Raw genomic sequence first — 12,772 nt, 5'->3', positions numbered from 1 at the left:
ATGGCGTTGCTTGAAATCAAGAATCTCTCGGTTGGGTTTGACACGAGTTCCGGCCAGTTCATGGCGGTACAGGGCATTGATCTGCACGTCGATGCACGTGAAGTGCTGGCTATCGTCGGCGAGTCCGGTTCCGGCAAGTCGGTCGCCATGCTCGCTGTCATGGGACTGTTGCCGAAGACGGCCACCGTGACGGCCGATAAGATGGTCTTCAATGGCCATGACATGCTGACCATGACAACCAAACAGCGCCGGGAAATCGTTGGCCGCGATGTGGCGATGATCTTTCAGGAACCCATGGCAAGCCTCAATCCGTGCTTCACCGTTGGCTTCCAGTTGGAAGAAGTTTTGCGTTTCCATATGAAAATGGATGGCAAGGCCCGGCGCAAGCGGGCGATCGAGCTGCTGCAGCAGGTCGGTATCCCCACACCGGAAGAGCGTCTGAGTTCGTTCCCGCACCAAATGTCCGGCGGTCAATGCCAGCGCGTGATGATTGCCATCGCGATTGCGTGCAATCCGAAACTGCTGATCGCCGACGAGCCGACGACGGCACTTGACGTGACGATCCAGAAGCAGATCCTTGATCTGCTGGTCGGCTTGCAGGCCAAGCATGGCATGGGGCTGATCATGATCACCCACGATATGGGCGTGGTCGCTGAAACGGCGGACCGAGTGATCGTCCAGTACAAGGGCCGCAAGATGGAGGAGGCCGACGTGCTCACTCTGTTTGAATCGCCCAAGAGTCCCTATACGCGTGCCCTTCTGTCTGCCTTGCCGGAAAATGCAACGGGTGACCGCCTGTCAACCGTGGCGGATTTCATGAAGAACGAAGCCGCCAATGCAGGAGCAGCATCATGAGCGAGATCGTTCTTGAAGGACGCAATATTGTCCGTGACTACCACGTCAGCGGAGGCTTGTTCGGCAAGCCAAAGACGGTGCGTGCGGTCAAGGGCGTCAGTTTCACGCTGGAGAAGGGCAAGACCCTTGCCATCGTTGGCGAGAGCGGTTGCGGAAAGTCGACGTTGGGCCGCATCCTTACCCTGATTGATCCCCAGTCAGAAGGAGAGCTGCTTATTGATGGCAAGCCCATCAATATTGCCAAGGATCGGGTCACGCCCGAAATGCGCCGAAAGGTGCAGATCATTTTCCAGAACCCCTATGGATCGCTGAACCCTCGCCAGAAGATCGGCGAAGTTTTGGGTGAGCCTTTGCTGCTCAATACCAACAAGACAGCTGCCGAGCGGCGCGATCTCGCCATGCAGATGCTGGTGAAAGTCGGACTTGGCCCGGAACATTATAACCGGTACCCGCATATGTTCTCCGGCGGCCAGCGTCAGCGCATTGCCATTGCCCGTGCATTGATGATGAGCCCCAGCCTGCTCGTTCTGGACGAACCGGTATCGGCGCTCGATCTTTCGGTGCAGGCGCAAGTGCTCAACCTGCTGGCTGACCTGCAGGATGAATTCAACCTGACCTATGTCTTCATCAGCCATGACCTGTCGGTCGTGCGCTACATCGCCGATGAGGTGATGGTGATGTATTATGGCGAAGTGGTTGAATACGGCACGCGCGACGAGGTGTTTTCCAACCCGCAGCACAGCTACACCAAGACGCTGTTTGCAGCGACTCCGAAATCCGATGTTGCCAGCATCAAGGCTCGACTGGAGAAGAAAAAAGCTGCCGCTTGATTTTCCAAACGGTGCGTGGTTCGACAGGCTCACCATGAGGGAGAGTGAGGATTGCAGGGAGCTATATTCTGAGACGTCTCGGATTAGCTTTGCAGCACCACTGTCCCTCATGGTGAACCTGTCGAACCACGAACCACGAACAGCACGATTTTGCAGGAGGAACTGTTATGAGCGGACGTCAGCCAATTGCAACGGCGCCGAAAGACGGCAGCAAGATCCAGGTCTTCTGGAAAGATGAGGACGGGCAGGAAAACGAATCTCTGGCGCAATACCGTTCGCTGGATCGCCTGAAGGCAACAGGCGGTCAGTGGGACGAAACAGATGCTGGCTGGTGGATCTTTACCGATTCAAACACGCAGAAAAAAGTCACACCGAATGCCTGGCAACCGGCCAACAAGGCCGGCGATGACGAGGATGAGGACGGCGGCGACAAATAATATCTGCGCCGCAGCCGTCTAATTTCTCTGATGCTTCAGCAGCCCGCGCACAATGTCGTCGGCGGAGATCATGCCCAGAATGGCTCCGTTCTCGACAATGCCGACATCACCGCCATTCTTTGATACTGCCTGCATGACCTGACGCACGGGAGTGTCCAGCCGTGCCGTTGCCGCAAAGGGGCGGTTGGCGGCGGATCGGCTGCGGTCGAGCGGCACCATGATGTCGCCGGCGGTCAGCACACCCAACGGATTCATGTTGGCGACGAAATCGGCGACATAGTCATTGGCCGGGTTGAGCAGGATGTCCTGTGCCGTACCGCACTGGATGATGCGGCCCCCTTCCATGATGGCAATGCGATTGCCGATCTTCATAGCTTCATCAAGATCGTGGCTGACGAAAACGATGGTCTTCTTCAATCTTTCCTGCAGGCTGAGCAATTCGTCCTGCAGTCGGGTGCGGATGAGCGGGTCAAGGGCCGAGAAGGGCTCATCCATGAGCAGGATCGGTGCGCCGGTGGCAAAGGCGCGGGCAAGGCCGACGCGCTGCTGCATGCCACCCGAGAGTTCACCGACCTTGCGCTTGGCCCAGTCCTTGAGGTTGACCAGCGCCAATTGCTGCGTGACCGCTTCCGCCCGATCTTCCTTGGAAACGCCTGACAGTTCGAGACCGAAGCCGACATTCTCTTCAACTGTGCGCCAGGGCAAAAGTCCGAACTGCTGGAACACCATGGAGACAAGGTGTTTGCGAAGATCGCGCAGCGTGTTCTTGTCGGCCTTGCCGACATCGACGGAGCGCCCGCCGTGATGCACGACAACCGACCCGCGCGAAATCGGATTGAGGCGATTGATGGCGCGCAGAAGCGTGGATTTACCCGAACCGGACAAGCCCATCAGCACGAGGATTTCACCTTCGGCAATGGTGATCGAGCAATTATGGACGCCGAGGACATGGCCTGTTTCCGCCTGAATGTCGGAGCGGCTTTTACCCTGGTCGGCAAGCGCCAATGCTCCATCGGTCTTCTTGCCGAAGATAATACAAACGTTTTCAAGTGTGATCGCGGTCATTCACCTGGCTCCTTGCCGGGACGGAAGATACGGTCAAGCACGATGGCAACAACCACGATGACAAGTCCCGCCTCGAAACCCAGCGCAGTGTTGACCGAGTTGAGTGCACGCACAACCGGAACACCGAGCCCGTCAGCCCCGACAAGCGCAGCGATGACCACCATGGAGAGGGACAGCATGATGGTTTGGGTAAGGCCCGCCAGAATTTGCGGCATGGCATAGGGCAGTTCGATCTTCCACAGAAGCTGGCTCGATGATGCACCGAATGCTTCGCCCGCCTCGACAAGGTGCTGGGGGGTGGACGACACGCCGAGATGCGTCAGCCGGATCGGGGCTGGGAGAACAAAGATGGCCGTGGCGATCAGGCCTGGAACCATGCCGATGCCGAAGAAGACAATGGCCGGAATGAGATAGACGAAGGTCGGCAACGTCTGCATCAGATCAAGCACGGGCCGTATGGCGGAATAGAATTTCGGACGATGCGCGGCAATGATGCCGACGGGAACACCGATGCCCATGCACAGGATGCAGGAGGAGAGCACCAGCGTCAGCGTCTCCATTGTTTCCTTCCAGTAGCCCTGATTGAGTATGAACAGGAACCCCAGCAGTGTCAGCAGCGTGACGGCGATCGACCGGCGCAGCGCATAGGCTATGGCCGAAAATATAGCCACCATGATCAAGGGGTGCGGGTATTTCAGGATGAACATCAGTCCGTCGATGAACGACTGCATGACATAGGCGAGCCCGTCGAAAAACCCGGCGAAATTGTTCGTGAGCCAGTCGACGACGGCCTTCGCCGTCTTGCCTACCGGAATCTTGTCTTGTGTCAGCCAGTCCAAGCGAAAATTCCTCTGTCGGTTGCAGTATCAAACGAAAGGACCGCCCGGCTGATGCGTCGGGCGGTATTGTCGGCGGGTCTTTTAAAGACCGAGAGCTTTCTTGACTGCTGGCATGCCTTCCTTGCCGTCAATTGTCGTTACACCGGCCAGCCAGGTATCGAGAATCGCCGGGTTGGCCTTCAGCCATTCGGTGGCAGCCTTCGGAGCATCCTCACCGTCGTCAGTGATTTTACCCATGATCTCGCCCTCCATCTTGAGATTGAATTTGAGATTGGTGAGCAACTTCCCGACATTCGGGCATTCCGTTGTATAGCCGGTGCGGACATTGGTATGAATGATGGCGCCGCCGAAGTCAGGACCGAATACGTCATCGCCGCCAGACAGATACGCCATCTTGAAATTGTTGTTCATCGGGTGGGGTGCCCAGCCAAGGAAGACAATCGGCTTTTTGCTCTTGGTCTGTTTCGCTACCTGCGCCAGCATTCCCTGCTCGGATGATTCTGCGAGCTCGAAGCTCTTCAGCCCGAACTGGTCCTTTTCGATCATGCCGAGAATAAGACGATTGCCGTCATTGCCAGGTTCGATGCCGTAAATCTTGCCGCCAAGATCGTCCTTGAATTTGGCGATGTCCTTGAAATCCTTCAGGCCCTTGTCAAAAAGGTACTGAGGAACGGCAAGCGTATATTTCGCACCGGTCAGGTTTGGACCAAGGTCATCGACAGTCTTGTTATCGAGATAGGGCTTGATGTCAGCGGTTTGCGTCGGCATCCAGTTGCCAAGGAAAACGTCGATATCTTTCTTACCGAGTGAAGCGTAGGTCACCGGCACCGAAAGGACCTTGATATCGGTTGTATAACCCAGTCCTTTCAATACTTCAGTGGTCGCTGCGGTTGTCGCAGTCACGTCCGTCCAGCCCACATCGGCGAATCGGACGGACTTGCAGCTTTCCGGTTCCGCTGCAAAAGCAGCGCCCGCGGTCAGTGTAAGCGCCAGTGAAATCGTGAGTTTTGTCAGCATTTTCATCGATTGTTCTCCCTCTCCGGTTTTCTACCGGCTGTTAAGGCCCTGAACCAAGCACCAATTTAGAAGGGGTTCAAGCATAGCCGCGCATAAATCCGGTCAATTCGCGACAGTTGTTGATATTCGATCAAAAGTTGCACCTCCCTTACCGGCAAGGCTTCAAGCCAAAGCCCAACTCTGATTAAACCCCAACATGGCAAAACTCTATTTCAGCTACTCGACGATGAACGCCGGCAAGTCCACCATGCTCCTGCAGGCATCCTACAATTATCAGGAACGCGGCATGCGGACGATGATGTTCACGGCTGCGCATTATGCGGAAAACGGCATCGGCGTCATTTCTTCACGTCTTGGTGTGACGGCTGCGGCCGAGCTTTACCGCGATGAGGACAATCTTTTCGAACGCATTGCATCGGCCCATGGTGAGAATCCGCTGAGCTGTGTTTTCGTGGACGAAGCGCAGTTCCTCACAAGGGAGCAAGTGTGGCAGTTGGCACGCGTTGCCGACCGGCTGCATCTACCGGTGATGTGTTTCGGACTTCGTACCGACTTCCAGGGGAAGCTTTTCCCCGGTTCGGCGGAATTGCTGGCGATTGCCGATACATTGCGCGAAATCAGAACCATCTGTCATTGCGGTTCGAAAGCGACCATGGTGGTCCGGCACGATTCGGCGGGGAACGCGATTGTCGAAGGCGATCAGGTCTCGATCGAGAAATCGGTCTATGTCTCGCTTTGCCGCAAGCATTGGGAAGAAGAAACCGGACGGATTGCTTCAGACCATTAGGGCGAATATCGCCTGTCATTTTTCTACAGGCTTTTTTTCGTTAAATGCCGTGTCTATATTCAAACGGCATATAACTTATAATTTTATCTTGGGCACTCAGGGGAGACACGAATGGCGAGTTTGCAGAGTTTTGACACCGAGATCGAAAAGACCCGTAACATGGTCAACGAGATGCGGACGAAGATTGACCAGTCCAGCGTCGTTCTCGACAAATTCGCCAAGGCGGATGCCAAGATCGGAAATCCCGACTTCGATATAGAAAATGCCCGCATTGACGACGTTCTGCGCCAGCAGAAGGTGATGGAAGGCAATATTGCCGATCTGATCATTGGGCTCGAAGACGCGACCAATGTGTTCGGTTCTGAATTTGAAAGCATGAAGAGCTATTCAGGCTGGGAAAAGCTCGTTGGTGTTTTCTCGAAAGACAAGATGCAACGTCTGCGCACCGACCGTGTGCGCAACATGTCGCTGGCCGGCAACCTGCAGGAGCTGCTTTCCAAGTCTGATCGGATCGTCGGTATTCTGAAGGAGCAGAAGACTGTTCTCGATGCCCGCTACAAGACGTCGGAAGCCAGCCTCGCCAATGTCATTGAGCGCCGCAAGACCACGGTAGCGTCACTCGAAGCCACGCAGAAGCGTATCGAAGAGCTTAACCCCCTCCTGCTCGATATTGAGAACAAGATTGCGGCATCCACCGACCAGGGAACGCGTGCGACGCTGGAAGGCGACCGGTCCAAACTGGCAACGGAATACAATGAACGTCAGGCCAAGGAGCAGGAGCTTCTGGCTGAAAGCCAGACGCTGGAGCGCTACACCTCCATGTTTCAGACCTTTGTGGATTCGCTCAACAACCAGATTGCGGCCCAAAGCACGCTGATCAACAAGCTCTCCATCGATACCGAACAGCGCATCGTGCTCTACAAGGCGCTGGAAGACTCGTTGAAAACAGCCGCTCAGCAGGATGTCGCGCACAAGATCAATACGCTCGGCAGCCGGGTTGATACGGCAGCGGAAGAAACCATGGCCGGTGTCGGCGCTGCCGCGCAGAAGCATATTGGCGATCTTCTCGAAATGCACGAGAAGAACATGGTCAGTACGCAGGACATCCAGCGGCGCAAGAAACTTGCCGACGATGCTTTCTCACGTCGTTTCTCGGAAGTTCTGAAGAAACACAATTCCGCTGACTATGTGCAGAATTAATGGTGCAGAATGCTGACCTGACGGCCGCCGAACGTTATTTCGGCGCGATACGTGCTGCACTGGACGGGCTGGAGATCTTTCTCAACAACCAGCAGTCCCCGCTCTACAAGCACGATCTTGTCGCGCAAACCGTATCGGAATATCTGCGGCGGCTGGAGGCTTCGTTCGAATGCTGGCGCAACCGGATCGGTTTCACCGACCGGTTCCAGATTTCGCGTGCGGAAAGCGGTTTTCCGGTTTTCCAGAACGTGCTGGAACTGGAAAACGACAAGAAGGACACGAAATCCCGGCTGGCAGCCATTCCACCGGCGGCGGCGCTCCGCAACGAAATGGCTGATTTCATCCTGCGGCACCGCGAATTCCCACGCGATCTGCAGCGGTCGATGGCCGAGCGGATCTATCTTGAAGCCGTGGAACAGGGCGAGGTTTTTTCACCCTTCATCCTGCCAGTGACCATCCGCGTTTCGGTCAACCCCAAGACGATGCGGCCACTCTATGTGGTGCATTGGGGGGCGTTTGACGGGGCGTCCAACCTGCCGCTGATCTACATGGCAATCATCGAGGATTCGTCGGAGAATCTCGTGGAGACCCTTGTCGGCAAAGATGGCAAGCTCAATCCCAATGTACGGATACCGCTGCCGGTGGGCGGATTGCTCAATCCGGAGCTGGCGCGCCGCTTTGATGATTTCGCCGCCAAGAATTCGGCCTATTCGCTCTCGCCGATAACGATAGCGACCAGTCTCGACAATGATTTCCCTGAACTGCATCCGAAGCAGTTGCGGCGCGTGGTTCTTGGGCCTTTCTACACGGCGGGAATTACCGAGCATAACCAGAAGGTCTCAGATGTGCTGGAGCGCGTCCGCAAACCGGAAGATGCCTGGCTTCTGACGTGGACCATGCAGGAAGTCTTCTCGAAGGCGGAACGGCCGGGAAAACGCGGGCTCTGGTCATCGGAGCCGTCGCGTGAGGAATTCTACATCAATACGGATGATCTGGAGGCGGCCCGTCAGGGCGTCAGCAGCTACGAGCAGCACGCACTCGTGCCGCACGAAGCCTATCAGGCCCTGTATGCCTCCGGTGAGGCGACCCGCGTTTTCAGCGGATTCAAAACCCATATCCTGTCCAATGGCCAGGTCATTAGCGACATTTAGGGGAGCGCAATCATGGATGTCGGTTTGACCACCATTGACGAAAAGGACATAGCGAAGCATCTGCCTGTGGCACAGGCACTGGTGACGCGCTTTGTGGTGCTGGAGACGGGCGAGAGCAAATCCGGAACCGAGATTGCCGGTACCGGGCGGCGGTTTGTCTCGACGGTTTCGACAGGCGGTCTGCGCTCTACGCGTGAAGTGGACCTGACAAAGACCATCCAGTCCGTGCGTCCTGACGATCAAATGCTGTCCATCGCCCAGCACACACTGCTTTTCCGGGCACGGCGCGGTGTTGCCGTGGCACTGGCCGTTGCCGATGTTTTTGGCCGCCAAAGCGATCTGGAAAATCTTCTGGCGCGCAACGCGTCAACGCCCTTGCAGGGTGAAGATGCTAGCCATTTCAAAAAGCTCTTGTCTGCGGCTGCCTACGTGTCCGCCTTTGCACTTGCAGCCTATCTTTCGCAACTGATCGAAGCGGATACCCAGGCAGCCAATGATGTGACGGCACCGGAATTCAATTTCGATACGGCGCAGGACGCACTGAAATCTGTCATTGGCGGGTTGGACCGGACAATTGCCGGTGCGGCCGATGAACAGACCATGCTGGCTCGTGCAAAGGCCTACGCCGCTGCCGCCATTGAAGGGTTGTTGCAACGCAAGGGACGGTTTGACGGGCTCGGCAGCTTTGAAGACACGCATCTGCGTCTCGACAGCGATGATTTCACGCTTGACGGTTTCGATGTGGCGCCGGGCAAGAAACGTACGCCACTCGTCATGACCTTCAAAAAGCCCAGTGAAGTCGTCGGCAACCACATTGCGAAGTATCAGGCATTGAAGCTTTCAAAAATGCTGATGGCCTATGATTTTGACCGCCAGCTTAATCCCTTCGTCGAGCTGGGCGGCTTTTTGTTCACTTTCATCGGCGATGGCGCGCCCGGTACCGGGAAGACAACGCTGATCCAGATGATTGCCGGTCTCGTCAATGATTATTGTCAGGTGGCAGGTTATGCCTTCCATTATGAGAATTTCGGTGTCGACCAGATTTCTTCCTATCAGGGCAAGTCGGGCCAGAACTGCCGTCAGTTCGTCAACAACGTGCTCAATCCGCGCGTGATCGGTTTTGGAACCATCGATGATATCGATCAGGTTGCTGCGCGGCGTTCCGACGACCGCGCTTCCGCAGGTCAGCAGGAAATTACTGGCGTGCTGATGGAAGCGTTTGCCGGTGCATCCACGGTGGTGCGCGGCAATTGTTCATTCGGCATGTTTTCCAACTATCCGGAAAATGTCGACGATGCGTTGCGCCAACGCGCTGGCGCGCGCTGGCTCGTTGACGGACCACAGACGCGAAACGACTACATCGACATTTTCGCGTTGCTGGCGGGCAAGAATCACAGGATTCCGCTCGGCGAACACAAGCTGTTCGAGGATCAGCAGATCGAACGTGCGGTGGATGCCGCCTATGACCAGCTGTCAAAGCCGCAGGAAGACGGATTGAAGGCTGTCTATGAGCGCTTCATTGGTGAGAACGGCGAGCCGGAAACGCTCGCTGATATCGGCACCTATCTGCATATGATCAAGGAGCGCGAACCCCGCTTCACCGGCCGCGCCATCAAAAATGTTACGGATGCGATCAAGATGCGCGCCATGGACATCGAACTGCCGGATGAATGGTTTGAAAAGCCCGAGACGTTCATGCACAAGCCCTATGATGAGAAGAAGGCGATGGTCGAGGAACTGCGCAAGCCCTTCACGATGGAAATGGTGCTGCAGGAAACCAACCGTTATGCGGATTCGGAATTCCGCTATGCCGACAAGTCAGACGATGCTGCCGTTGAAAAGATTGTCCGCGATGCGCGCCTGCGTGAACGGGCAATCAAGGAAGTGGAAGCCTTGAAGGCCCGGGGGCAGTGGGATGCATAGTCTCCTGTTTGCACCCCCCTATGGGCTGTCACCCATCTCCTCCACAAGGGGAGAGAACAGCCGTCATGGCCGTTTCAATCAATCTTTGCCGTTGCAAGGTTGGCGCAACTGTCGATGCCGATATCTCCCCCTTTGTGGGGGAGATGCCCGTCGGGGCAGAGGGGGTTAGCATGGACCTTCTCTATGAGAACGAGTTGATTTACGGGCGTCTTCTGACAATCGACCAGCCGCATCTGATCGAGCGGTATAACCGGGCTCTGACGGCATTTGGCTTCAAGGCAACGAAACTCAAGCAGTTCGACATTGATCGAACTGGCTTTTCGCCTGAGATCGCCACCGAACTGAAAGACCCGTCCTATCTCGATCCGAACGGCGTGAACCGGCGGTTCATTATACTCACACCGGATCAGGCAGTGCTTCCGGTTGTCCACACGCAGTTCTCCAACACATCCCAGTTGATGTACGAGTTCTTCAGCAGCAATGCGCGGGCGATCAATGCGTTGACGATCAAGGATGTGATCTACGGTGAGATCGAGGATACGGTTTCCATCGTCAACGACATAGAGGATCTGCTTTCGATCAATCAGGTCGAATTCCGCGTCCTGTCCGCAGAAAATGTCATGGGGCAAGCGGCAGAACTGCGCTTGCTGGTAGACAAGCTGCAAAACGAACCGAACACGTGGCGCAACAATGACCTGCTCAACCGCATGGTGGAGCTTGCAAAGGTAACTGGTGATATCCGCGAGAATTCGCTGGTTCCGGACAAGGTGGTCTTCCGGCACAGCGCTTTCTGGACCAGCCATTTCGGCGGCGTCTATATTTTTGTCGATGACAATACGACCACGGTCATCGGCGATCCCTCGGCGCCGGGTTTTCGGCGTTCACGCCCATGGCAGGTCAATTACATCTCCATCAAGGACGCCGATCAGGTGTTCCAGTTTCTTGTTTCGACCGGTCGCATCGAGTTGCCGCGCGCATCCTGGGTCGAACAATCCGGCTATCTGGAAAACCGCGGCGAGATGATTATCCGCCATCTCATCCAGACACTTGAGCCGGAGCGGAACCTTGCAGGCATTGACCGCATCTGGCTGCAGACCTGGATCCATGCCAATGCCAGCCTGATCAATCATGACGGGACGTGGCCGTTCCTGAATGCCGTCAAACGCGAAATCGCCCAGACGGGCCAAATCAACCTGTCCGAGATCGATCCGGTACGCCGTTTTCTCGTGGTACGGGCGCTCCCGCGCCATCCCGATGCGTGGCTGGTTAATCAGCTGATCAGTGATTTTGTCCCATGGGATTTCCTGTCGCGCTATGTCTTCAACAAGCAGGGTTTCTACGCCGATTACGGCCGCTGGAACCCTGCCTATCAGGAACACGTTGTCGATATACTCAAAACAACCTATTTGAAGGACAAGGAAGGGCTGCGGAAGCGGCTCTACGGTCTCACCTCCTAGCAAGGATGCACAATGCTCGATCCCGTGATTAACTTCTTCAGCCGGATTTTCTACCTGATCGGACGCGGCATCGGTTATGCGGTCGGGATCGTCCTTTGGCCGTTCCTGTGGGCAGGCAGATGGTACACCCAGCGGGGCTGGATTCTGAAGACCGTCGTCGGAGCGTTTGTGATCCTCTGGATCGGGCTTTATGGCTATTTCTTCTGGGTCACACAGGTCTGGACCAACTTCAATCCGGATTATGTCGCTGCCTACAATTTCGAAAAGCGCGAGGTTGCCGCCGGTGAACCCGTGCCGGCGCAAGCGGCTGATGCGGCACCCAAGAGCTGCGCCCGATCGGCCGTGGTCGAGGTCACAGCCGATCTGACCGATTTCAACGTCAACCAGAATGCCTGGATATCATCCATGCTGCTGTTCAAACTCGGTTTCTTCGGCATATCATGGGACGACACGCCATTCCTTGACAACAAGGCGGCTTTCCAGCGTGGTATCAATTCTGCTGTCCGGCGCACGGGCGTCGAACTCGTTGACACGCTTGGCCGCGTTCGCGGAACCTCGCAGATCGACGGCGATCTGCAGAAAGCTCGCGGCAATCTGCAGTTCACCGAGGATGCCTGGTATTTTGGCCTGAATCCGTTCGGTCCAAAGACACCGACACCGAGCTATTATCGTTCAGCGGTGAAAGATCTCAGGTCGTTCAATTCGAAACTCGAAACCTGCAACGCAATCTTTGATGCGCGGGCCGACAACCTCATCCAGTTCATTGACCGTATCGCCAATGATATAGGTGCCACTTCGGCCATCCTGAAGGACCGTTCCGAGAACAACAATTACGGCTGGTTCGATACCCGCGCCGATGACCGGTTCTGGTTCGCCTACGGTCAGCTTTATGCTTACTACGGCCTGATGAACGCGGCGCAGGTGGACTTCAAGCAGGTCCTGCAGGAGAAGCACCTGACACCGCTGTGGGATGGTATGGACGGGCAGTTGCGCTCAGCGCTCAACATCAGGCCGTGGATCATCGCCAATGGCAGCGAGGGCGGATGGTTGTTGCCCAACCACCTGACAACCATGGGTTTCTATATTCTGCGCGTGCGTTCCAATCTGATTGATATCAAGCAGGTTTTGCAGCAATAAGTAGACTTGATCAGGTAAAATGCTATACTTTGCCTTGGAGTGAGGGCGAGCTTTCGCCCACCCTCTTTCCTGTT

General features: G+C 55.9%; 12 protein-coding genes. 9 read left to right on the top strand and 3 right to left on the bottom strand.

Annotation, left to right across the window (positions count from 1 at the left end):
• The 3 genes from FHW16_RS21005 to FHW16_RS20995 all read left to right on the top strand — a co-directional run bounded on the left by FHW16_RS21005 (position 1) and on the right by FHW16_RS20995 (position 2,122).
• Positions 1–855: an ABC transporter ATP-binding protein gene (locus tag FHW16_RS21005; protein WP_182551236.1), complete on the top strand. Its 855-nt coding sequence runs from the start codon at positions 1–3 to the stop codon at positions 853–855.
• A complete protein-coding gene (locus tag FHW16_RS21000) occupies positions 852–1,685 on the top strand; it encodes an ABC transporter ATP-binding protein (RefSeq protein ID WP_182551235.1) in 834 nt (277 codons plus the stop codon). Before FHW16_RS21005 ends, FHW16_RS21000 begins: the two co-directional genes overlap by 4 nt.
• A gap of 167 nt (positions 1,686–1,852) precedes the next feature.
• Complete coding sequence (locus FHW16_RS20995) at positions 1,853–2,122, top strand: hypothetical protein (protein ID WP_182551234.1); 270 nt, start codon at positions 1,853–1,855, stop codon at positions 2,120–2,122.
• Between the two features lie 18 nt (positions 2,123–2,140).
• On the opposite strand, the gene choV is transcribed toward FHW16_RS20995, so the two are convergent.
• From choV to FHW16_RS20980, 3 genes are all read right to left on the bottom strand, one after another.
• On the bottom strand, positions 2,141–3,187 hold the full coding sequence (gene choV, locus FHW16_RS20990; protein WP_182551233.1) for a choline ABC transporter ATP-binding protein: 1,047 nt from the start codon (positions 3,185–3,187) through the stop codon (positions 2,141–2,143).
• Complete coding sequence (choW, locus tag FHW16_RS20985; RefSeq protein WP_182551232.1) at positions 3,184–4,026, bottom strand: choline ABC transporter permease subunit; 843 nt, start codon at positions 4,024–4,026, stop codon at positions 3,184–3,186. The genes choV and choW overlap by 4 nt, the downstream gene beginning before the upstream one ends.
• Positions 4,027–4,107: 81 nt before the next feature.
• The gene (locus tag FHW16_RS20980; RefSeq protein WP_182551231.1) at positions 4,108–5,049 is read right to left on the bottom strand and encodes a choline ABC transporter substrate-binding protein; all 942 of its coding nucleotides are present in this window, start codon (positions 5,047–5,049) and stop codon (positions 4,108–4,110) included.
• A 190-nt stretch (positions 5,050–5,239) separates the two neighbouring features.
• Between FHW16_RS20980 and FHW16_RS20975 the strand changes: the two genes are divergently transcribed.
• The 6 genes from FHW16_RS20975 (at position 5,240) to FHW16_RS20950 (ending at position 12,698) form a co-directional block, all read left to right on the top strand.
• Positions 5,240–5,830: a thymidine kinase gene (locus FHW16_RS20975; protein ID WP_182551230.1), complete on the top strand. Its 591-nt coding sequence runs from the start codon at positions 5,240–5,242 to the stop codon at positions 5,828–5,830.
• A gap of 111 nt (positions 5,831–5,941) precedes the next feature.
• Entirely contained in the window at positions 5,942–7,030 is a 1,089-nt protein-coding gene (locus FHW16_RS20970; protein WP_182551229.1) for a hypothetical protein, read from the top strand.
• Complete coding sequence (locus tag FHW16_RS20965; protein WP_182551228.1) at positions 7,030–8,181, top strand: hypothetical protein; 1,152 nt, start codon at positions 7,030–7,032, stop codon at positions 8,179–8,181. The genes FHW16_RS20970 and FHW16_RS20965 overlap by 1 nt, the downstream gene beginning before the upstream one ends.
• Positions 8,182–8,193: 12 nt before the next feature.
• Positions 8,194–10,104, top strand: coding sequence for an AAA family ATPase (locus FHW16_RS20960; protein WP_182551227.1), 1,911 nt, complete (start codon positions 8,194–8,196; stop codon positions 10,102–10,104).
• A gap of 170 nt (positions 10,105–10,274) precedes the next feature.
• Positions 10,275–11,561, top strand: a complete 1,287-nt coding sequence (locus tag FHW16_RS20955) for a DUF6638 family protein (RefSeq protein ID WP_182551324.1) — start codon at positions 10,275–10,277, stop codon at positions 11,559–11,561.
• Positions 11,562–11,573: 12 nt separating this feature from the next.
• Positions 11,574–12,698, top strand: a complete 1,125-nt coding sequence (locus FHW16_RS20950) for a DUF2333 family protein (protein WP_182551226.1) — start codon at positions 11,574–11,576, stop codon at positions 12,696–12,698.
• Positions 12,699–12,772 lie beyond the last annotated feature (74 nt).

Source organism: Phyllobacterium myrsinacearum (assembly GCF_014138285.1).
GTDB classification, from domain to species: domain Bacteria; phylum Pseudomonadota; class Alphaproteobacteria; order Rhizobiales; family Rhizobiaceae; genus Phyllobacterium; species Phyllobacterium myrsinacearum_A.
This window is presented reverse-complemented; position numbering and strand designations above follow the sequence as displayed.

What these genes read in the sequence shown, in the direction of transcription:
- FHW16_RS21000 (WP_182551235.1), top strand. Translation starts at nt 852, where the DNA reads ATGAGCGAGATCGTTCTTGAAGGACGCAATATTGTCCGTGACTACCAC.
- FHW16_RS20950 (WP_182551226.1), top strand. Translation starts at nt 11,574, where the DNA reads ATGCTCGATCCCGTGATTAACTTCTTCAGCCGGATTTTCTACCTGATC.
- FHW16_RS20955 (WP_182551324.1), top strand. Translation starts at nt 10,275, where the DNA reads ATGGACCTTCTCTATGAGAACGAGTTGATTTACGGGCGTCTTCTGACA.
- FHW16_RS20960 (WP_182551227.1), top strand. Translation starts at nt 8,194, where the DNA reads ATGGATGTCGGTTTGACCACCATTGACGAAAAGGACATAGCGAAGCAT.
- FHW16_RS20970 (WP_182551229.1), top strand. Translation starts at nt 5,942, where the DNA reads ATGGCGAGTTTGCAGAGTTTTGACACCGAGATCGAAAAGACCCGTAAC.
- FHW16_RS20965 (WP_182551228.1), top strand. Translation starts at nt 7,030, where the DNA reads ATGGTGCAGAATGCTGACCTGACGGCCGCCGAACGTTATTTCGGCGCG.
- FHW16_RS20980 (WP_182551231.1), bottom strand. Translation starts at nt 5,049, where the DNA reads ATGAAAATGCTGACAAAACTCACGATTTCACTGGCGCTTACACTGACC.
- FHW16_RS21005 (WP_182551236.1), top strand. Translation starts at nt 1, where the DNA reads ATGGCGTTGCTTGAAATCAAGAATCTCTCGGTTGGGTTTGACACGAGT.
- FHW16_RS20975 (WP_182551230.1), top strand. Translation starts at nt 5,240, where the DNA reads ATGGCAAAACTCTATTTCAGCTACTCGACGATGAACGCCGGCAAGTCC.
- FHW16_RS20995 (WP_182551234.1), top strand. Translation starts at nt 1,853, where the DNA reads ATGAGCGGACGTCAGCCAATTGCAACGGCGCCGAAAGACGGCAGCAAG.
- choV (WP_182551233.1), bottom strand. Translation starts at nt 3,187, where the DNA reads ATGACCGCGATCACACTTGAAAACGTTTGTATTATCTTCGGCAAGAAG.